This window comes from Actinomadura rugatobispora (assembly GCF_055379765.1).
Map to the genome: position 1 here is coordinate 10,157,126 of NZ_AP029191.1, position 20,931 is coordinate 10,178,056.

Annotated in this window: 10 protein-coding genes; 6 read left to right on the top strand and 4 right to left on the bottom strand. The window is 72.6% G+C overall.

The annotated features are described in order from the left end of the window. The first annotated feature begins 46 nt into the window (after positions 1-46). The gene (locus ACZ466_RS45635; protein WP_378287359.1) at positions 47-709 is read left to right on the top strand and encodes a TetR/AcrR family transcriptional regulator; all 663 of its coding nucleotides are present in this window, start codon (positions 47-49) and stop codon (positions 707-709) included. Positions 710-727: 18 nt separating this feature from the next. Here the strand turns inward: ACZ466_RS45635 and rfbA are convergent, their stop codons facing one another. The 3 genes from rfbA to ACZ466_RS45650 are packed head-to-tail and all read right to left on the bottom strand — an operon-like array spanning position 728 to position 3,389. Further along, the gene (gene rfbA / locus ACZ466_RS45640; RefSeq protein WP_378287360.1) at positions 728-1,603 is read right to left on the bottom strand and encodes a glucose-1-phosphate thymidylyltransferase RfbA; all 876 of its coding nucleotides are present in this window, start codon (positions 1,601-1,603) and stop codon (positions 728-730) included. Continuing rightward, positions 1,600-1,863, bottom strand: a complete 264-nt coding sequence (locus ACZ466_RS45645) for an acyl-CoA carboxylase subunit epsilon (RefSeq protein WP_378287361.1) — start codon at positions 1,861-1,863, stop codon at positions 1,600-1,602. The genes rfbA and ACZ466_RS45645 overlap by 4 nt, the downstream gene beginning before the upstream one ends. A gap of 17 nt (positions 1,864-1,880) precedes the next feature. Then, complete coding sequence (locus ACZ466_RS45650; RefSeq protein WP_378287371.1) at positions 1,881-3,389, bottom strand: acyl-CoA carboxylase subunit beta; 1,509 nt, start codon at positions 3,387-3,389, stop codon at positions 1,881-1,883. Positions 3,390-3,650: 261 nt separating this feature from the next. Here ACZ466_RS45650 and ACZ466_RS45655 point away from each other — a divergent pair, with 261 nt between their 5' ends. Beyond that, complete coding sequence (locus tag ACZ466_RS45655) at positions 3,651-4,421, top strand: thioesterase II family protein (protein WP_378287362.1); 771 nt, start codon at positions 3,651-3,653, stop codon at positions 4,419-4,421. 1,070 nt (positions 4,422-5,491) lie between these two features. Further along, the gene (locus ACZ466_RS45660; RefSeq protein WP_378287363.1) at positions 5,492-8,206 is read left to right on the top strand and encodes an ATP-binding protein; all 2,715 of its coding nucleotides are present in this window, start codon (positions 5,492-5,494) and stop codon (positions 8,204-8,206) included. A gap of 21 nt (positions 8,207-8,227) precedes the next feature. Here ACZ466_RS45660 and ACZ466_RS45665 read toward each other — a convergent pair whose 3' ends face one another. Then, positions 8,228-8,638, bottom strand: a complete 411-nt coding sequence (locus ACZ466_RS45665) for a cold-shock protein (RefSeq protein ID WP_378287364.1) — start codon at positions 8,636-8,638, stop codon at positions 8,228-8,230. Positions 8,639-9,099: 461 nt separating this feature from the next. Here ACZ466_RS45665 and ACZ466_RS45670 point away from each other — a divergent pair, with 461 nt between their 5' ends. From ACZ466_RS45670 to ACZ466_RS45680, 3 genes are all read left to right on the top strand, one after another. Next, positions 9,100-10,365, top strand: a complete 1,266-nt coding sequence (locus ACZ466_RS45670; RefSeq protein WP_378287365.1) for an activator-dependent family glycosyltransferase — start codon at positions 9,100-9,102, stop codon at positions 10,363-10,365. A gap of 34 nt (positions 10,366-10,399) precedes the next feature. Further along, positions 10,400-15,958 carry a type I polyketide synthase gene (locus ACZ466_RS45675; RefSeq protein WP_464041953.1) on the top strand — a complete coding sequence of 1,853 codons (5,559 nt, stop codon included), beginning with the start codon at positions 10,400-10,402 and terminating at the stop codon, positions 15,956-15,958. A gap of 61 nt (positions 15,959-16,019) precedes the next feature. After that, positions 16,020-20,885, top strand: a complete 4,866-nt coding sequence (locus ACZ466_RS45680; protein WP_378287367.1) for a type I polyketide synthase — start codon at positions 16,020-16,022, stop codon at positions 20,883-20,885. Positions 20,886-20,931 lie beyond the last annotated feature (46 nt).

Consider the following 20,931-nt stretch of genomic DNA (forward strand, 5'->3'; position numbering starts at 1 on the left):
CGCCTCATCCTCCTGCCGCCCAGTAGCCGGCCGGACCGAGGACACCATGAGCAGGCACATGCCGGACGGCGCGCCGCGCCGCGTCCGCAAAGAGCCCGACGAGCGGCGTGACCAGATCCTGGCCTGTGCTCGCGAGCTCTTCAGCCGGCGCCCCTACGCGTCGGTCTCCAACACCGACATCGCCACGGCCGCGGGAGTCAGCCGCGGACTGCTCAACCACTACTTCGGCACCAAACGGGAGTTGTACCTGGCCGCCGTCAGGGAGATGCTCAGAGTCCCGCCGATCCCCACCCCGGCCTTCCCGGACGGCGTCACGATGGAGGAGCGCGTCTCCCAGAGCATCGACGCCTGGCTCACACTCCTCGAACGCAACCGGGAGACCTGGATCGCCGCGCTGGACCTGACCTCCTCCGGAGGCGACGACGACCTGGAACACATTCTGGAGGAGGCCCGCGACGGCGCCGTCGACCACATGACCCAAGTCGTCGGCCTCGCCGCGCACTCCCGCACCCACCCCCAGATCCGGGCGGCCTTCCGCTGCTATTCGGCGCTGGCGGAGAACGTCAGCCGGGAATGGCTCAAACACGCCCGGCTGCCGCGGGCCCAAGCGCACCTGCTGCTCAAGGAGGTCCTGCTCAACCTCATCGACCGAGTCCTCCCCGAGCTCATCGATCGCGGTCGGCAGGCCCCCGAACCCGCGGCCACATGAACCGAGGCCGAGGCGGGGTCAGCTCGCCAGTTCCTGGGCGACGGCCATGACGTACTGGCCGTAGGCGGAGTTGGCCATGGCCGCCCCCAGCCGATGGCACGCGTCGCTGTCGATGAACCCCATGCGCAGCGCGACCTCCTCGATACACGCGATCCGCACGCCCTGCCGCTCCTCGAGCGTCCGGACGTACAGGCCGGCCTGGAGCAGCGACTGCGGCGTACCGGTGTCCAGCCAGGCGAAGCCGCGGCCCAGATCGACCACGCGCGCCCGCCCGCGCTCGAGATAGACCCGGTTGACGTCGGTGATCTCGAGTTCGCCGCGCGCCGACGGCCGGACGTTCTTGGCGATGTCGACCACGTCGTTGTCGTAGAGGTAGAGCCCGGTCACCGCGCGGTTGGAGCGCGGGCGCGCGGGCTTCTCCTCCAGGGAGACCAGCCGGCCGGCCTCGTCGAACTCGGCGACGCCGTGCCGCTCGGGATCCTTCACCCCGTAGGCGAACAGCACGCAGCCGTGCACGTTGCGCACGTTCTCCTCGAGGATCGACTGGAACGCGGCGCCGTGGAAGATGTTGTCGCCGAGGATCAGGGCGACCGGATCATCGCCGATCTTCTCCGCGCCGATGATCAGCGCCTCGGCGATGCCGTTCGGCTCGTCCTGCACGGCGTAGTCGATCTGGATGCCGAGCTGGGACCCGTCGCCGAGCAGCCGCCGGTAGTGCGGAAGGTCCGCCTCCGTCGAGATGACCAGGATGTCGGTGATCCCCGCCAGCATGAGCGCCGAGAGCGGGTAGTAGACCATCGGCTTGTCGCCGATCGGCAGCAGGTGCTTGGACACCGGGATGGTCATCGGGTTGAGCCTGGTGCCGGACCCGCCGGCGAGAAGGATGCCCTTCATCGGAGGCGGCCTCCCGCGGCGAGGGCGGGGCGGTGCTCCACGATCGGGTGCCCGTCCTCGGGGGCCCACATTCCCGGACACGCGTGCCATGCCGTCCGGCTCCAGTGTCGGTCCGTGCTCCAGCCGGCCCGCCGGACGACACGGGCCGCCGGCCCGGCCGCCGTCCTCGCGCGCACCACGGTCAGCGCGACCACCAGGGCCGCGATCTCCTCGTCGCCGGCCGTACCCCGCACGATGCGCAGGTCCATCTGCTCGGTCACGGGTCAGTCCTCCGTCGTCACATCGGGGGGTTGCCGTGCTTGCGGGACGGCAACCGCGCGTTCTTGGCCCGCAGCGTCGTCAGCGCGTCGATCAGGGTCGACCTGCTGTCGGCGGGGTCGATCACGTCGTCCACCAGGCCCCGCTCCGCCGCGTAGAAGGGGTGCATCAGCTCCTGCTTGTACTCCTTGACGCGCTGGGCCCGCATCGCCTCCGGGTCGTCCGCCGCGGCGATCTCCCGCCGGAACACCACGTTGGCCGCGCCCTCCGCGCCCATGACCGCGATCTCGTTGGTCGGCCAGGCGAACGACAGGTCGCAGCCGATCGACCGGGAGTCCATCACGATGTACGCGCCGCCGTAGGCCTTGCGCAGGATCAGCTGGACGCGCGGGACCGTGGCGTCGCAGTACGCGTACAGCAGCTTGGCCCCGTGCCGGATGATCCCGTTGTGCTCCTGCTCCCGGCCCGGCAGGAACCCCGGCACGTCGACCAGCGTGACCAGCGGGATGCTGAAGGTGTCGCACATCTGCACGAACCGTGCGGCCTTCTCCGACGCGTGGATGTCCAGCACGCCGGCCAGCCAGGCGGGCTGGTTGGCCACGATCCCGACCAGGTGCCCGCCGAGCCGGGCCAGCGCGCAGATGATGTTGGGCGCCCAGGTCGCGTGCACCTCGAAGAGGTCGCCGCCGTCGACGATCTCGCCGAGCACGGCGCGCATGTCGTAGGCCTGGGCGGGGTCGGCCGGGACCAGGTCCAGCAGCGCCTCGGTCCGGCGGTCCGGCGGGTCGTCGCAGGCCACGGCGGGCGGCAGCTCCCGGTTGTTGGACGGCAGCAGCGACAGCAGGTAGCGGACCTCCGCCAGGCACTCCTCCTCGTCGTCGCAGACGATGGCGGCCGCGCCGGAGACGGTGCCGTGCACCTGCGCTCCGCCGAGCTCCTCGTGGGTGATCTCCTCGCCGGTCACTGACTGCACCACGTCCGGGCCGGTGATGTACATCTGCGAGATGCCGCGGACCATGAACACGAAGTCGGTCAGCGCGGGGGAGTAGGCAGCGCCCCCGGCGCACGGCCCCAGCATCACGCTGATCTGCGGGATCACCCCGGACGCCCGCACATTGCGGCGGAAGATCCCGCCGTACCCGGCGAGCGCGGTCACGCCCTCCTGGATCCGGGCCCCGGCCCCGTCGCTCAGGCTGACCAGCGGTGCGCCCGCGGCCTCGGCCAGGTCCATCAGCTTGTGGATCTTCTCCGCGTGCGCCTCGCCCAGCGAGCCGCCGAAGACGCGGAAGTCGTGCGCGTAGGCGAACACCTTCCGTCCCTCGACCTCGCCCCAGCCGGTGACCACGCCGTCGGTGGGCGGGCGCCGGTCCTCCAGGCCGAAGCCGGTGGCCCGGTGCCGGCGGAACCCCTCGATCTCACGAAAGGTCCCGGGATCGAAAAGCAGATCGAGCCGTTCGCGTACGGTGAGTTTGCCTTTGTCGTGCTGCGCCTGCGTCGCCCGCGTTGACGGTCCCTGTTCCACGTCCATTCTGGCCGCGTTCAGTTCTTCGGTTTTCGACCGCATCTCGGGGACCGGAGCCGCGTTGGCGGAGAACGCCATATGACACCTCGCGTATTGGTGGACCGGCCGGATTCCAGTGTTCCCGCGGCCATGCCGCCGTGGCCAGCGGAGGCGGCCCCTATCCGCCCGCTATCACCCCCTTGGGGGTCGCTAGGGGTTGAGGTCCGCGGGGCGCGGCGGCACGGTGGGGAAGAGAGCCAGGCGCCTTTGCGGAGAGGTTTGAATCCGATGCCGGATTTCGTTGTCGACAGTGCCGCGTGGATCCGGCGGTTCCACCCGGCTCCCGACGCCGGGACGCGCCTGGTGTGCTTTCCCCACGCCGGCGGCTCCGCGAGCTTCTACCATCCCGTGTCGGCCGCCCTGGCGCCCGGGATCGAGGTGCTGACGGTCCAGTACCCGGGGCGCCAGGACCGGCGGGCCGAGCAGCCCATCACCGACATCGGGGAGCTCGCGGACGGGGTCTTCGCGGCCCTGCGGCCCTGGCTCGACGGCGGGCCGCCGAGCGGCGGCGACCGGAAGGTCGCGCTGTTCGGCCACAGCATGGGCGCGATCGTCGCCTTCGAGGTCGCCCGCCGGATGGAGCGGGAGTTCCGGGCCCCGAGCCTGCTGGTCGCCTCCGGCCGGCGCGCTCCGTCCCGGTACCGCCAGGAGGCCGTGCACCGGCGCGACGACGCGGGCATCATCGCCGAGATCACCCGGCTCAGCGGCACCGACCCCAGGCTGCTGGACGAGACCGAGATGCTGCGCGCGGCCCTGCCCGCGATCCGCGGCGACTACCAGGCCGTGGAGACCTACGTGAGCGACCCCGGCGCGGCCCTGGCATGCCCCGTCACGGTCTTCGTGGGCGATGACGACCCCATGGTCACCCTCGAGGAGGCGAACGCCTGGCGAGGGCACACGACCGCCGGCTTCGACCTCCACGTCTTCAAGGGCGGCCACTTCTACCTCACCTCCCAGCCGGCCGCCACCATCGAGCGCCTCGCCGAGCTGTGTTTCTAGTCCCGGCCTACGTCGCTCGCCTGGCGGCTCGCCCCTAACCGGGCCTTTGGCGAGCGCGGCATCGCTTCGCGATCTGGCCGGTGAGGCTCGCCTCCGGCTTCGCCTCACCTGCCAGGTAACGCGCTCGCGCGGTACCTGAGGCACGTCGAGACAAGCCCAAGCCCTTCCGGCTCCTTCGTCTGGGTTCCCTCTGCCTGCACTCCCCGCCTGCACTTCGCCTCGGACGGTGCGTCCGGTCGGTACATGTGCGCCGGCGCCCTGGTGCTTGAGGGCGGCCGTGAGGGCGGTGAGGGGGGCGTTGTCTCCTTGCGGGGCGGTGAGAAAGGGATGTCGGCGCCGTGATGGTGGTGACGCGCGCCCGGTCAGGACGGCGGCGGCCGACAGTTTCGAGCGCGGCGTGGCCGCCCCGCGAGGGCGGGCCGGATTCGGTGTGACGTCGCCCGCGGTGTACTGAGCCGGTCGTCGCGGTGTTCCTTCATCCAGGCGCCATCTCGCGTGTGCATTACAGCGATCTTGTCATTCATTGGTGACGGTCTGCGGCGGTCGGTGTATACCGGTGAATGCTGACGCGAGGTTACGGAGAAGTAAAAGTTGCACCGCGGACGAGGCCGGCGGGCGGCGGGCGCCAGGGCGGCGCGCCGCGGGCCGCCCTACTGCCCGGGGAACTCATAAACTGTTGAATAATTGATTGCCGTCGGCATCCGGCGCGAGGTTGACGGCCCGGTGTGACCTTGGCTGTAAGGATGTGGTTATGCAGGTCAGACGGCTCTGGGCGCGCATGACTATTGGCGGGAGATCGTTCTCCTGTCATGGCCGTGACATTTCCTGAACGTGAAGGCCAGGGTAATGGCGTCGGACACGAAGTTGACGGCTCTTGACAGTGCGCGGAAGGATCATTTGGCAGGTTCCTACATACCTCGCGGTAACCAACCAGGATATACGGCCACGCTCCGCAGTCAAGTGATTTCAAGCCGTGGCGCATTGATCCGCTAGACATTTGTACATGGATCGGGTAGGTTTCCCCATGGTTAGTCATAGTGATCTTGGGGAATCTCACGGTGATCACGACTATGTCGGCACAAGGCACATCCTTCGAAGAGCTGAAGTTCCGTTATCTGGAAAGCACCCGAGGAGAGGGCAGAGTCGTCCTCGTCAGCGGGGGAGTGGCGAGTGGAAAGACCGAACTCGCTTACCGGTTCGGCCAATTCGTGGCCGAATCCGGTGCATTGTTGCTGAGCGCGGTGGGCTCCGCCGCGGAACGCACCGTATGGCTGGGGGTGATCTCTCAGCTTCTCGACAGCGCGCAGCTTCCACCGGACATCGGGGAAACCGTGACGGGCTGGGGAGAAGAAGAGGCCCCGGCACCGGGCAACGGCCGCGGGAACGTGAACGAAAGGCTGCTGCACCGCGTGTGCAGCGCCCTGCTGAAACTGGCGAGAACGCGTCCGCTGGTGATCGTCGTCGATGACGTCCACTTCGCCGACGAGGCGTCGCTGGAGGTCCTTCTGCGGCTGCAAAGGCGGATCGGCGCGGCACGCGTGCTCCTGATCCTGAACCAGCGGGAGTCGCTCGGCCGTGAGCAGCGGGCGCTGCGGGTCGAACTCGCCCGCCAGCCGTACTTCAGGCAGATCACTTTGGGATCGCTGTCGCCGGCCGAGGTCGAGCGGCTGGTCGAGGACACGCTGGGGACCTCCACGGTCACTCCCGGGTTCGCCGAGGAGTGCCACCGGCTGAGCGGTGGCAACCCGTTGATCGTGCGCGCCCTGGCCGAGGACTTCCGGGCGCACTCGCGGCGTGTCCGGTTGTGCAGCGGGGAGCCGATCGTCGACGAGCGCTTCGCCCGCGCCGTGCTGACCTGCCTGCACCGGGGCGAGGACGAGCTGCTGCTCACCGCGCGCGCGGCCGCCGTGCTGGGACGGTCGGCCACGCCGGACACGATCGCCCGGGTGCTCGGGGCGGAGAGCGTCGCCGTGACCGCTCACCTGGAAGGGCTGCGGAACGACGGGCTGATGGACGGCCCCCGGTTCCGCCACGAGAAGGCGCGCTTCGCGGTGCTCGGCGACATTCCCGGCGAGGAGTGCGCGGAGCTGCACCTCGGCGCGGCCGAGGTCCTGCACGACGACCACGCCCCGCACGTGGAGATCGCCGCGCACCTGGTCGCGGCCGGTGACGCGTCGCCGTGCTGGGCCGTGCCGATCCTGGAGTCGGCCGCCGAGCACCAATTGGCACGCGACAAGGTCAAGGACGCGACCGAATGTCTGGAGCTGGCCCTGCAGGGCCGGCTCAGCGAGGAACGTTCCGCGGCGCTGACCGCCGCGCTCGTCCGCGCGCAGTGGCGTCTCAACGCCGCCGCGGTGATCAGGCATCTCGACGCCCTGATGGCCGCCGACGCCGCGGGCCGGCTCGACGCCAAGGACGCGCTGCTCCTGATCCGCACGCTGGCGTGGTTCGGGCGTTCCGCCGACGCCGTGGTGGTGCTGGAGCGGTTGAACGGGACGGCGGCCCGCCGGCTGGCCCCGGCCGACCACCGGCTCACGATGGAGTGGCTGAACGGCTGGATCCCGGAGATCGTCGCCGTCGCTGAGCCGCCGCCGGCGCCCGGTGAGGGCGCGGACGCCGGCGCGGCGCCCGCGCGGGCCCGCTTCACGCCGGTGCCCGAGGGCCCGGAGTCGCTCGACAACGCGGAACTGGTGCTGCAGCGCTGCTGGATCGGCGACGCGACGCCCGAGGCGATCATCGGCGCGATGCATCTGCTGATCCACCACGGCCGGATCGAGCGGGCGAGCTACTGGTGCGGCCACCTCCTCGACGGGGCGGACGAGACGCGCCGCGCCGTCCTGCTGGACGTCAGCGCGGGCATCGCGCTGCGCAGGGGCGACCTGACGGGGGCCGAGGGACAGGCGCGGGCGGCGTTGCACGCGCTGCCCGCGCACGGCTGGGGCGTGGCGCTGTGCTCGCCGCTGGCCAAGCTCGTCCTGGCCAACACCGCGATGGGCAATTTCAACGAGGCCCGCAGGCTGCTCAGGCACGTGGTCCCGGAGTCCGCCAAGCACTCCCGGTTCTGGCTGGCGATGCTGCACGCCCGCGGGCACCACCACATGGTCACCAACCGGTTGCACGCCGCGGTCAACGACTTCCAGTCCGCGGGCAGGCACGCGGTCCAGTGGGGGCTGGACCACCCCGCGGTGGTGCCGTGGCGCAGCGACCTCGCGCAGGCCTACCTCGCGATGGGCCAGCGCGACCCCGCGCGCGAGCTGCTCCGCGAGCAGATGACGCTCGGCGGAGGCGACGACCCCCGCGTCCGGGGCGTCGCCCTGCGCGTGCTCGCGATGACCGCCGACGCCAAGGAGCGGATCGGGCTGCTGAGCAAGGCCGCGGACCTGTTCCAGGACTGCGGCGACCGGTACGAGCTGGCGCTGACGTACACCGAGCTGAGCGGTGCCCGGCAGTCCGTGGGCGACGTCGGCCAGGCCCGGATGATGGCCCGGTACGCGCTCCAGCTGGCCAAGGCGTGCGGCGCCAGCGTCCTGCACGACCGGCTGCTGCCGAGCTCGAAGGCCGTGGACGGGGCCGGGACCGCCGGGCTGGAGGTGCTCAGCGCCGCCGAACGCAAGGTGGCGACGCTGGCCTCCCGCGGGCTGAGCAACCGTGAGATCGGCCGGAAGCTCTACATCACCGAGAGCACGGTCGAGCAGCACCTGACCCGCGTCTACCGGAAGCTGAGCATCAAACGGCGCTCCGAACTGCCGGTCGACCTTCCGATGGAGCTGACCGATACGGCCTGAACCGGGCCGGCGTGCCGCGGCTCACTCTTGTATCCATTTGTGCGACCGGGCGAACCGGGCGAGGTGGGTGCGCAATTCCATGATCTGCTCGGCGCTGAGCGTGGACATCGAGCGGATGATCAGTTCGGTGACCTCCTGAATGAACTCGTCCATGGAGAGCACGTCCCCCGAGGTGCTCTCCTCGTCACGCATTTCGCCGGGCAGTGCGTACAGTATCGCCGGTGAATCGCCATCAAGAAGTCTCACATTGACCGCCTTCGATCCGTGGTCTCCGTGTTCGATGTCATAGGAGACCGCCGCCCCGGGCCGGAACATATATTTGTCGCCTTGCAGGTCGTTCGCGTGCACGGTGATCGCCGCGCCCCCCTCCTCGGGGGTGATGAGGCCGCGGCCCTTGATGCCGTCGAAGCGCAGAACCTTGCCCGCCGGCATCACTCGAGACCCGCCGAGCGGACGCGGCGGGGGTCCCGGCCGGCGAATCTCCGCCAGGTCGCCCTGGTGTCCCACCCGGCCATCCATCCATTCGAACTGGCCACGTCGATCCTCTCTCTTCGTCGTTTCCGGACCCCCGTGGGTCACTGAGCTGATCGGCCGCCGCCGAACTTCGACTTCCGGTCCTGGCTGGGGACGATCAGAAGTATACCTCCGTCTTATACATCTGTACATGGAGGGCGGGGTGGTGGTTCCCCTCACTCCTTCCCAGCTCGCCGCCGTTCTAGGGGGCGGTTAAGGGAGGTCTAGGGGTGGGGGCCGCGCGGCGTTCGTCGGTAGCGTCAAGGGTGAAATGGCGCGATTCCGTGCATGATCGGGGCAAAATCCTCCGATCACGCGGGGCGCGCGGTCCCGGAGCATCCCTTTCCGCTGGGCACCGACGAGCGCGGTTGGAGTAATGCGTGCGAGTTCTGTTCACGACCTTCGCGGCCAGCACCCACCTGTACGGCATGGTCCCCCTCGCCTGGGCGTTGCGCGCCGCCGGGCACGAGGTCTGCGTCGCCAGCCGCCCCAACCTCGAACGCGACATCACCGGGGCCGGACTGACCGCGGTGGTGGCCGGAACCGAGATCGACATGGCGGCCGACGCGAAGATGCTGGACGCGCTGCCCGACGACGGCACCCCCTACCGGATGGGCTTCGACCTCGCCGAGACGCGGCCCGAGAAGCTGACCCTCGACTACGTCAAGGGGGCCCTCGGCCTCTACTCCAACTTCATCTCCGAGTACCAGGCCGACCAGCGGATGCTGGACGACGTCGTCCGGTTCGCCCGGTCCTGGCAGCCCGACCTGGTGATCTGGGACGCCCTGACCTATGTCGGCCCGGTCGTCGCCAAGGCCACCGGCGCCGCCCACGCGCGCATGCTGTTCGGGCAGGACCACTTCGCCAGGATGCGGGCCCTCTTCCACGAGCTGCGGGCCCGGCACCCGGAGGGGCCGCGGGACGACCCCATGGGCGAGTGGCTGGCCGGCCGGCTGGAGCAGTTCGGCCAGGAGTTCGACGAGGAGACGGTCACCGGCCAGCTCACCATCGATCCGATGCCCTCGTGGATGCGGATCCCGGTCGACGTGCCGAACCTCCCCGTCCGCTTCGTGCCCCACAACGGCCCGTCCACGATCCCGGACTGGCTGCTCGAGCCGCCGGAACGGCGGAGGGTGTGCATGACCTTCGGCATCACGGCGCGCAACGTCGAGATCGAGGGGACGCCGATCGCCGAGCTGCTCGAGGCCGTGGCGGAACTCGACGCCGAGGTGATCGCGACCCTGACCGAGGCGCAACTGGGGGGTGCCCCGGTCCCCGGCAACGTCCGGGTCTTCGACTTCGTGCCGCTCAACGCGCTCCTGCCCACCTGCGACGCCGTCGTGCACCACTGCGGCGCCACCACGATGGGCACCGCCATCACCCATGGCGTCCCGCAGCTGGTCACGCCCGGCAACCTGTGGGGCGAGCCGGCCCTGGCCGGCCTCCTGGAGAGCCGGGGCGCCGGGCTGACCATCATGCCGGAGGACCTCTCCGGCGAAACCCTGCGGACGGGTCTCGCGCGGCTGCTGGACGACCCGTCGTTCAAGGAAGGCGCCGCGCGGATCCAGAAGGAGCTGCTGGCCACGCCGAGCCCCGCGGACGCGGTGCCGGACCTGGAGCAGCTGGCCGCGCGGCGCCGTCGCTGACGGGAACCGCGGCCCGGACGAAGGGGTGAGCTGAATGACCGACGAGGCCAAGCTCCTCGGGTATCTCCGGCGGGCGACCACCGAACTGCGCGAGACGCGCAGGCGGCTGGCCGAGACCGAGCAACGCGAGCACGAGCCGATCGCGATCGTCGGGATCGGCTGCCGGTACCCCGGCGGAGTCACGACCCCCGGCGAGCTGTGGCGCCTGGTCGCCGACGGCGTGGACGCCGTGTCGGACTTCCCCCGCGACCGGGGCTGGGACGTCGACGGGCTCTACGACCCCGATCCGGGCCGCAGCGGCAAGTCCTACGCGCGCGAGGGCGGTTTCCTCTACGACGCGGCCGACTTCGACGCGGACTTCTTCGGGATCAGCCCGCGCGAGGCGCTGGCCATGGACCCGCAGCAGCGGCTGCTCCTGGAGACCTCCTGGGAGGCCGTCGAGCGCGGCGGCATCGACCCGTCCCGGCTGCGGGGAAGCCGCACCGGTGTGTTCGCCGGGGTCATGTACCACGACTACGCGGCCCACGTCGACGCCGTGCCCGCGGACCTCGACGGCTACGTCGGCAACGGCAGCGCCGGAAGCATGGTCTCCGGGCGGGTCGCCTACACCCTCGGCCTGGAGGGGCCCGCGGTGACGGTGGACACGGCCTGCTCGTCGTCGCTGGTGGCCCTGCATCTGGCGGCCCAGTCGCTGCGCCGGGGCGAGTGCTCGCTCGCCCTGGCCGGCGGCGCGACCGTAATGGCCACCCCGGACAGCTTCGTCCTCTTCTCCCGCCAGCGAGGACTGGCGCCGGACGGCCGCTGCAAGGCATTCGCGGCCTCCGCCGACGGGGTCGGCTGGGCCGAGGGCGCGGGCGTGCTGCTGGTGGAGCGTTTGTCGGACGCCCGCCGCAACGGCCGTCGCGTGCTGGCCGTCCTGCGCGGCAGCGCCGTGAACCAGGACGGCGCCAGCAGCGGGCTGACCGCCCCGAACGGACCGTCCCAGCAGCGCGTCATCCGTGCCGCGCTCGACAACGCGCAGCTCTCCGCCTCCGATGTGGACGTGGTGGAGGGGCACGGTACGGGGACGCGTCTGGGTGATCCGATCGAGGCGCAGGCGTTGCTGGCGACCTATGGGCAGGGGCGTTCCGCTGATCGTGCGTTGTTGCTGGGGTCGGTGAAGTCGAACATCGGTCATGCCCAGGCGGCGGCGGGTGTGGCGGGTGTGATCAAGATGGTGCTGGCGATGCGGCACGGTGTGGTGCCCGGATCGCTGCACGTGGACGAGCCGTCGGGCGAGGTGGACTGGTCCTCGGGCGCGGTGGAACTGGTGCGCGAGGCCGTGCCGTGGGAGGTGGACGGCCGTCCGCGGCGTGCGGGGGTGTCCTCGTTCGGGATCAGCGGGACCAACGCGCACGTGATCATTGAAGAGGCGTCCGAGGAGGCGTCCGAGGAGGCGTCCGAGGAGGCCGAGGCCGTTCCGTCCGAGCGGACGTCTCCGGGCGGCCCGGCGATGCTGCCGCTGTCGGCGCGGAACGCCGACGCGTTGCGCGAGCAGGCGTCCCGGCTGGCGTCGTGGCTGGACGAGCGCCCTGAGCCGGATCTCGTTGATGTCGGGTACTCGCTGGCGAGCGCGCGTTCGGCGATGGAGCACCGTGCGCTCGTGGCCGGGGCGGACCGGGACGAGCTGATCGCCGGCCTGTCCGAACTGGCCGGAAACGCCGCGCCGCGCACGGACGATCTTCCGGGCGGCCGGACGGCCGTGCTGTTCTCGGGGCAGGGCGCGCAGCGGTTGGGCATGGGCCGCGAGCTGTCCGAGGCGTTCCCGGTGTTCGCGAGCGCGTTCGACGAGGTGTGCGCGGCATTCGAAGGTCTTTTGCCTGAGTCGTTGCGCGAGGTCGTCTGGGAACGCCCGGACTTGATCGACCAGACGGTGTTCACCCAGGCGGGGTTGTTCGCTTTCGAGGTCGCCTCGTTCCGCCTGCTTGAGTCGTGGGGTGTGCAGCCGGAGTTCGTGGGTGGTCATTCGATCGGTGAGCTGGTGGCCGCTCATGTGGCAGGGGTCTGGTCCCTTGAGGACGCGTGCAAGGTCGTGGCGGCACGTGGCCGGTTGATGCAGGCGCTCCCGGAGGGCGGGGCGATGGCCGCCGTCGCCGCCGCCGAGGAGGACGTCGCGGCCCTGCTGGAGGGCGGGGCGGAGATCGCCGCGGTCAACGGCCCGGCCTCAGTGGTGATTTCGGGTGACCAGGATGCCGTCGCAGCGGTGGCCGAGGCGTTGAAGTCGCAAGGGGCCAAGACGACGCGGCTGCGGGTCTCGCACGCGTTCCATTCCGCGCACATGGATCCCATGCTGAAGGGCTTCGCCAAGGAGCTGGCCGCCGTCGAGTTCCACGCCCCGCGCATGGCGCTGGTGTCGAACCTGACCGGCCGGCTGGCCGACCCCGACGAGGTCACGACGCCCGAGTACTGGGTCCGGCACGTCCGCGAGACCGTCCGCTTCTGTGACGGGGTCCGCGCGCTGGAAGCCGAGGGCGTGACCCGGTTCGTGGAGGTCGGGCCGTCGGCGGTGCTGTCGGCGTCCGGCCCGGAGTGCCTGGAGGGCGATGAAGGCGGGTTCGTCGCGCTGTCGCGCAAGGACGAGCCCGAGACCAGGGCCTTCTGCCGGGGAATGGCGCGGTTGTGGAGTTCCGGCGTCTCCCTGGACTGGGAAGCGATCTTCAACTCCGCCGAACGGCGCCCCATCGAGGACCTGCCCACCTATCCCTTCCAGCGCCGGCGCTACTGGCTGGAGAACGACGCCGCCGCGTCCGCGCCCGACCCGACCGGGCTGGGCCAGGTCCCGGCCGGTCATCCCCTGCTTCCCGCCGTGCTGCCGCTCGCCGGTTCGGACGGCGTCGTCCTGACCGGGCGGCTGTCCGCGCAGACCGACCCGTGGCTGGCCGACCACCAGGTCCTGGACGCGATGCTGTTCCCCGGGACCGGGCTCGTCGAACTGGCGCTCCGCGCGGGCGACCAGGTGGACCGCCCGGTGCTGGCGGAGCTGACCCTGGCCGCGCCGCTGATCATCCCCGAGAACGGCGGTGTCTGCCTCCAGGTCACCGTGGAGGCGGACGACGGTTCGGGCGACCGCCACGTCTCCGTGCACTCCCGGGCCGAGGACGCTTCGCCGGAGATGGCGTGGACGCTGCACGCCAGCGGCGTCCTGACGCGTGCGGCGGCGGTGTCCCCAGCCGACCTGACGAGCTGGCCGCCCCAGGACGCGGAGCCTGTTCCGCTCGACGCGCTGTACGAGCGGCTGGCCGAGCGCGGATACGGGTACGGTCCCGTTTTCCAGGGGCTCCAGGCGGCCTGGCGGCGCGGCGAGGAGGTCTTCGCCGAGGTCGACCTGCCGGAGGACGCGGCGCCGGATCCCGCACGGTTCGGCATCCATCCCGCACTGCTGGACGCCGCGTTCCATGCGCTGCTGCTCGACGGGGGCGCGGGACGGGGCGGCGGCGACACCTGGATCCCGTTCGCCTGGACGGGAGTCTCGCTGCAGGCCACCGGGGCGCGGTCCGTCCGGGTGCGGCTCGCCCCGGCCGGAGGCGGGACCGCCGTCCAGATGGCCGACGCGGCCGGGACCCCCGTCGCGACGGTGGAGTCGGTCGTCGCCCGTCCGGTGTCGGCGGAGCAACTCGCCGCGGCGGGCACGCGGTCGCTGTTCCGGCTGGACTGGATCGCCCCCGCGGGCCTCGGCGCGTCCGGCGCGGAGGACACCGTGGACACCGTGGCGATCGCCGGGCCCGGCCTCGACCACGTGCCGGGCGCGGGCCGCCACCGCGATCTGGCCGCGCTGAACGCGATGGTGGACGACGGCGGGTTCCCGCCCACCGTGGTCCTGCTTCCCCACCTGGCGGCCGAGGGGGACGGGGACCGGGAGGTCCTCCCGCGGCTGCGCGCCTCGATCAACGAGGTCCTGGCGCAGGTGCGGGCCTGGCTGGCCGACGAGCGCTGGTCGTCCTCGCGGCTGGTGGTCGTCACGCGGGGCGCGGTGGCCGCGATACCGGGTGAGGGCGTCGCCGACCTGGCGGGCGCCGCGATCTGGGGCCTGGTGCGTTCCGCCGAGGCGGAGAACCCGGGCAGGCTCGTCCTCCTCGACCTGGACGGGCAGGAATCGTCCGAGCGCGGGATCGCCGGCGCCCTCGCCTCCGGCGAGCCCGAGATCGCCCTCCGCAAGGGGGAGCCGTGCGTGCCGCGGCTGTCCAGGGTCGCCGTGGACGCCGGCGCCGGCACCCGGCACGTCTGGGACCCGGCCGGAACGGTACTGATCACCGGCGGGACCGGCGGCCTCGGATCGCTGATCGCCCGTCACCTCGTCGCCGAGCACGGCGTCCGGGGGCTGCTGCTGGCCAGCCGGCGCGGTCCGGACGCGCCCGGCGCCCTCGAACTGCGGGACGAACTGGCGGCCCTGGGCGCCGACGTCCGGATCGCGGCGTGCGACATGTCCGATCGCGGCGCCGTCGGCGACCTGCTCGCGGCCGTCCCCCCGGAGCGGCCGCTGACAGCGGTGGTCCACGCGGCGGGCGTGGTCGACAACGCGGTCGTCGGCGCGCTCACCGAGGCGCAGGTGGAGAAGGTGTTGCGCGCCAAGGCGGACGCCGCCTGGCACCTGCACGAGCTGACCGAGGACCTGAGCCTGTCGGCGTTCGTGCTGTTCTCCTCCGCCGCGGGGCTGGTCCTCGGGGCCGGGCAGGCGAACTACGCCGCGGCCAACACCTTCCTCGACGGGCTCGCCGAGTACCGCAAGTCCCAAGGCCAGGCGGCGACGTCGCTGGCCTGGGGGCTGTGGTCGGGCGAAGCCGGGCTGGGCGCGCATCTGGACGAGGCGGCCGAGCGGCGCATGCACAGGCTCGGCATGCCGCCCATGCCGGAGGAGGAGGGCCTGGCCCTGTTCGACATGGCGCTCGGTGTCCACGAGGACGCGATCCTCGTGCCGCTTCGGCTGGACCTTCCGGCGCTGCGGCGGCGGGAGGACGGCGTTCCGGCGATCCTGAGCGGGATCGTGCGGAGCCCCGTGCGCCGTACCGAACGGGCGGCCGGCCAGGGCGGGGGCGGGGCGGATCTGCGCGAGCGGCTCGCCGGCCTGCCCGCCCGGGACCGCGAGGAGCAACTGCTCGCCCTGGTGCGCACGCAGGTGGCGAGGGCCCTGGGGCACCAGGGCCCGGAGCGGATCGAGCCGGAGCGCGCGTTCCAGGAGATGGGCTTCGACTCGCTCGCCGCGGTCGAACTGCGCAACGCCCTCGCCGCCGCCACCGGGCTGCGGCTACCGGCGACGCTGGTCTTCGACCACCCCAGTTCGGCGGTGCTCGCCGGCCACCTCGCCGAGGAGCTCGCCCCGGCGGACGCCGATCCGGCGGCGCCGGCCCTGGCGGCGGTCGACCGGCTGGAGGCGGTGCTGACGGGCACCGACGCGAACGGTTCGCACGCCCGGATCACCGCGCGGCTGGAGGCCGTGCTGCGCAAGTGGCGCGAGCAGGGCAAGGAGGCCGAGGCCCCTCCGGGCGCGGACGACTACACCGCCGCCAGCGACGAGGAGCTGTTCATGGTCCTCGACGCCGAGCTCGGCGCCTCCTGAACGAACACCGACACGTACATGACGGACTCCGGCGCGTCCTCTGGGAGCTGGTGCACTGACCATGGCCGATGACGACAAGGTCGACAAGCTTCGGAACTATCTCAAGCGCGCGACCGCGGACCTGCAGCAGACCCGCCGGCAGCTCCGGGACCTGGAGGAGCGCTCCGCCGAGCCGATCGCGATCGTGGGCATGGCCTGCCGCTACCCGGGCGGGGCGAACTCGCCGGAGGAGCTGTGGCGGCTGGTCAGCGACGGCCGGGACGCCATCGGGGCCTTCCCGGCGGACCGCGGCTGGGACGTCGACGGGCTCTACGACCCCGAGCCGGACCGGCCGGGCAGGATGTACGTCCGCGAGGGCGGGTTCCTGTACGACGCGGCGGAGTTCGACGCCGGGTTCTTCTCGATCTCGCCGCGCGAGGCCGCGGAGATGGACCCGCAGCAGCGGCTGCTGCTGGAGGTGTCATGGGAGGCGCTGGAGCGGGCCGGTCTGGCCGCGGGCGTCCGGGGCACCGACACGGGCGTGTTCTCCGGCGTCATGTACCACGACTACGCCGGGAGCACCGGCGCGGGCAGCCTGGTCTCCGGCCGGGTCGCCTACACGCTGGGGCTGGTCGGGCCGGCGGTGTCGGTGGACACCGCCTGCTCCTCGTCGCTGGTCTCCGTGCACCTGGCGTCCCAGGCGCTGCGCGCGGGCGAGTGCTCGCTGGCGCTGGCCGGCGGCGTCGCCGTGATGGGGACCCCGGCCATGTTCGTGGAGTTCTCCAAGCAGCGGGGCCTGTCCAAGGACGGCCGGTGCCGGTCGTTCTCCGCGGACGCCGACGGCGTCGGCTGGTCCGAGGGCGTGGGCGTGCTGGTGCTGGAGCGGCTGTCGCGGGCCCTGGCCGAGGGCCACGAGGTCCTCGGGGTGATCCGCGGCTCGGCGGTCAACCAGGACGGTGCCTCCAACGGCCTGACGGCGCCGAGCGGACCGGCGCAGAAGCGCGTCATCGAGCAGGCGCTCGCCAACGCCCGGGTGACCCCGGACGAGGTCGACGCCGTGGAGGCGCACGGCACCGGGACCAAGCTGGGCGATCCGATCGAGGCCCAGGCCCTGCTGGCGACCTACGGCCGGGCGCGTCCGGCGGACCGGCCCCTGTGGCTCGGGTCGATCAAGTCGAACCTCGGGCATCCGCAGGCGGCGGCGGGCATCGCCGGGATCATCAAGATGGTGCAGGCGATGCGCCACGGCGTGCTGCCGCGGACCCTGCACGTGGCCGAGCCCACGCCGAAGGTGGACTGGGCCGCCGGCGCCGTCCGGCTGCTCACCGAGCCGAGGGACTGGGAGGAGAACGGCCACCCGCGCCGGGCCGGGGTGTCCTCGTTCGGCGCCAGCGGCACCAACGTGCACGTGATCGTCGAGCAGCCGCCCGCGGGCGCCGAGCCGGAACGGCTCGCCAGCCCCGGGGAACCGCGCGGGACCTCGGCGGTCGGCGTCCCGTGGCCCCTGTCGGGACGGTCCGCGCGGGCGCTGCGCGCCCAATCCGCCCGGCTCGCCGCGCACCTGGACGACCATCCTGAACTCGACCCCGTCGACATCGGGCACTCGCTGGCGTCCGCCCGGGCCCCGTTCGAGCACCGGGCGGTCGTGACGGGACGGGACCCGGCCGAGCTGCTGGCCGGAGTCCGCGGACTGGCGGAGGGCGACCCCGGAGCCGGAGTCGTCATGGGCACGGCCGACCTGAGCGGCAGAACCGTCTTCGTGTTCCCCGGCCAGGGTTCGCAGTGGGTGGGCATGGCCACCGAACTGCTGGACACCTCACCGGTGTTCGCCGCGCGGATCGCCGACTGCGAGCGCGCACTGTCGGCCTTCGTGGACTGGAAGCTCACCGAGGTCCTGCGGGACTCCTCGGAGGGGAGCCTGGACCGGGTGGACGTCGTCCAGCCGGTGCTGTGGGCGGTCATGGTGTCGCTCGCGGAGGAGTGGCGGGCCTCCGGCGTCCACCCGGACGCCGTGGTCGGGCACTCGCAGGGCGAGATCGCCGCGGCGTGCGTAGCGGGCCTGCTGGGGCTGGTCGACGGCGCGCGGGTCGTCGCGCTCCGTTCCCAGGCCATCGGCGAGATGCCCTCGGGGCGGGGCGGCATGGCCTCGGTAGCGCTGCCGGCCGAGCGGGTGCGCGAACGCCTCGAACGGTGGCCGGGCGAGCTCTCGATCGCGGCGGTCAACGGTCCCGGGTCGGTGGTGGTGTCGGGCGGTTCCGGCGCGCTCGACGAGCTGCTGGCCGAACTGGCCGCCGAGGACGTGAGGGCCAAGCGGGTCCCGGTCGACTACGCCTCCCACTCGGCGCACGTCGAGTCGATCGAGGAGCGCCTGCTGCGGGACCTGGCGCCGGTCAGGCCGCGGACGGGCGCGGTGCCGATGCTCTCCACGGTGACCGGCGACTGGATCGGGGAGGGTGATCTCGACGCGGCCTACTGGTACGCCAACCTGCGGCGAACCGTCGGGTTCGAGCCCGCGGTGCGGACCCTGGCCGAGGCCGGGTACGCGGCGTTCGTCGAGGCCAGCCCGCATCCCGTGCTCACGATCGGCGTCCAGGAGACGCTCGACGACCTCGGCCGCGAGGCCGTGGTGACCGGCAGCCTGCGCCGCGGCGAGGGCGGCCCGGACCGGCTGCTCGGCGCGCTGGCCGAGCTGTACGTCCGCGGCCTCGCCTCGGAGTGGGGCGGCTCGGAGTGGGGCGGCCGTCTCGCCGGAGGCCGCCGCGTCGACCTGCCCACCTACGCGTTCCAGACCCGGCCCTACTGGGTGACCGAGCCCGCCCGTACCGAGTCGCAGGCCCGGCCGGACGAGGCGTTCTGGGCGAGCGTGGCCGAGGGCGACGGAGCGGCGCTGGCGCAGAGCCTGGGCGTCGAACGGGCCGCGCTCGACGGGGTGCTGCCGGCGCTGTCGTCCTGGTGGAAGCAGTCCCAGGACGAGGGCCGCACGTCCGGCCTGCGGTACCGCGTCGACTGGCGTCCCGTGCACGGCGAGCCGGCCGCGTCTCTTCCCGGGGAGTGGCTGGCGCTGGTCCCGGAGAGCGTCGCCGACGAGGAGCCGGCGCGGACGCTGCTCGCCGAGCTCACCGCCGCGGGCGCCCGGATCGTGCGAGTCGGAGCGGACGCGGACGACCGCCGGGCTCTCGCCGACCGGCTCGCGGGCACGGACTCCTCCGTCGCCGTGCTGTCCCTGCTGGCGCTCGACGCACGCGAGCATCCCCAGTACCCCGTGCTGTCCCGCGGCGTCGCCGCCACGATCGCCCTGGTCCAGGCGCTGGGCGACCGCGGCCACACGGGGCGGCTGTGGTGCGCGACGGCCGGGGCGGTGCACGTGCCGGGAGCCGCTGACCCGGTCGACCCGATGCAGGCCGTGGTGTACGGGATGGGCGCCGTCCTGGCGCTGGACCGCCCGGACACCTGGGGCGGCACCATCGACCTGCCCGCCGCGGTGGATCGGCGGGCCGCCCGCCAGGTCGTCGGCCTGCTGGCCGGGCGGACCGGCGAGGACCGCCTCGCCGTCCGGTCGTCCGGCACGTTCGCCGCGCGCCTGGTCCGGGCGCCGCTGGGCCCGGTGGGCGCCCGGCCCGCCTGGAAGCCCCGCGGGACGGTCCTGGTCACCGGCGGCACCGGAGGGGTCGGCGCGCACGTGGCGCGTTGGCTGGCGGCGAACGGGGCCGGGCACCTGCTGCTGACCAGCCGCCGAGGCCCCGGCGCGGCGGGCGCCGACACGCTGGCCGCGGAGCTGTCGGGGATGGGCGCGCGGGTCACGATCGCCGCCTGCGACGTGGCCGACCGGAAGGCCCTGGACGAGCTGCTCGGTTCCCTCGGCGAGGCCGACGCCGTGACCGCCGTCGTCCACGCGGCCGGGGTGCTGCCCGAGCCGGGCCCCATCGACGCCATGGGGCTGGACGCCTTCGCGGACGCCGTCCGCGCCAAGGTCGCCGGGGCACGGCACCTGCACGACCTCCTGACGGACCGGCCCCTGGACGCCTTCGTGCTGTTCTCCTCGGGCGCCGCCGTGTGGGGGTCGTCCGGGCAGAGCGCCTACGGTGGTGCGAACGCCTACCTGGACGCGCTCGCCGCGCACCGCCGCTCCCAGGGACTGCCCGTGACCAGCGTCGCGTGGGGATCCTGGGGCGGCGGCGGGATGGTCGACGAGGCCGCCGGGGAGTTCCTGCGGCGGCTCGGCATCAAGGAGATGGACCCGGACCTGGCCATCGGCGCGCTGCGGCAGGCGCTCGACCGCGGCGAGAGCGGCCTGGTGGTCACCGACATCGACTGGGAGCGGTTCGTCCCGCCCTACACGCTCGCACGGCGGCGCCCCCTGCTGCTCGACCTGCCGGAGGCGCGGGAGGCGCAGCAGGGCGCGGAGTCCGACCCGGACGACGAGGCCGCCGGCTCCTCGGAACTGGCGGAGCGGCTGGCCGGGATGACCGGGACCGAGCGCGACCGGACGCTGCTGGGCCTGGTGCGCGCCCAGGTCGCCGCGATCCTCGGCTACGACGCCGACGAGATCGAGCCCGGCCGCGCCTTCAAGGAGATCGGGTTCGACTCGGTGACGGCGGTCGACTTCCGGAACCGGCTGAGCAGGGCGGCGGGCGTCCGGCTGCCCGCGACCGTGGTGTTCGACCACGCGACCCCGGCGGCGCTGGCGGCCCACCTCGGGACCCGGCTGTCGGCCGGCGGCGACGACGCGCCGATCCAGGCGCACCTGGACCGGCTGGAGGCGTCGATCGCGACGCTGCCCCGCGAGCGGATCGAGGGCGACGGGGTGGTCGAACGGCTCAGGGCGCTGGTGGGACGGCTGACCGAGCCCGCGGCGGACGCGGCGGGCGGCGGCGTGGCGGACCGGCTCGAGGCGGCCTCCGCGGACGACGTCTTCGACTTCATCGACAAGGAGCTCGGCATCACCTGACCGGGTGTGCGGCTTCGGCGAAACGAACGGAATTGGCGAGGCTGGG

Excerpts from the sequence above, each read along its gene's own strand:
- ACZ466_RS45635 (WP_378287359.1), top strand. The coding sequence starts at position 47 with ATGAGCAGGCACATGCCGGACGGCGCGCCGCGCCGCGTCCGCAAAGAG.
- rfbA (WP_378287360.1), bottom strand. The coding sequence starts at position 1,603 with ATGAAGGGCATCCTTCTCGCCGGCGGGTCCGGCACCAGGCTCAACCCG.
- ACZ466_RS45650 (WP_378287371.1), bottom strand. The coding sequence starts at position 3,389 with ATGGACGTGGAACAGGGACCGTCAACGCGGGCGACGCAGGCGCAGCAC.
- ACZ466_RS45655 (WP_378287362.1), top strand. The coding sequence starts at position 3,651 with ATGCCGGATTTCGTTGTCGACAGTGCCGCGTGGATCCGGCGGTTCCAC.
- ACZ466_RS45660 (WP_378287363.1), top strand. The coding sequence starts at position 5,492 with ATGTCGGCACAAGGCACATCCTTCGAAGAGCTGAAGTTCCGTTATCTG.
- ACZ466_RS45665 (WP_378287364.1), bottom strand. The coding sequence starts at position 8,638 with ATGCCGGCGGGCAAGGTTCTGCGCTTCGACGGCATCAAGGGCCGCGGC.
- ACZ466_RS45675 (WP_464041953.1), top strand. The coding sequence starts at position 10,400 with ATGACCGACGAGGCCAAGCTCCTCGGGTATCTCCGGCGGGCGACCACC.
- ACZ466_RS45680 (WP_378287367.1), top strand. The coding sequence starts at position 16,020 with ATGGCCGATGACGACAAGGTCGACAAGCTTCGGAACTATCTCAAGCGC.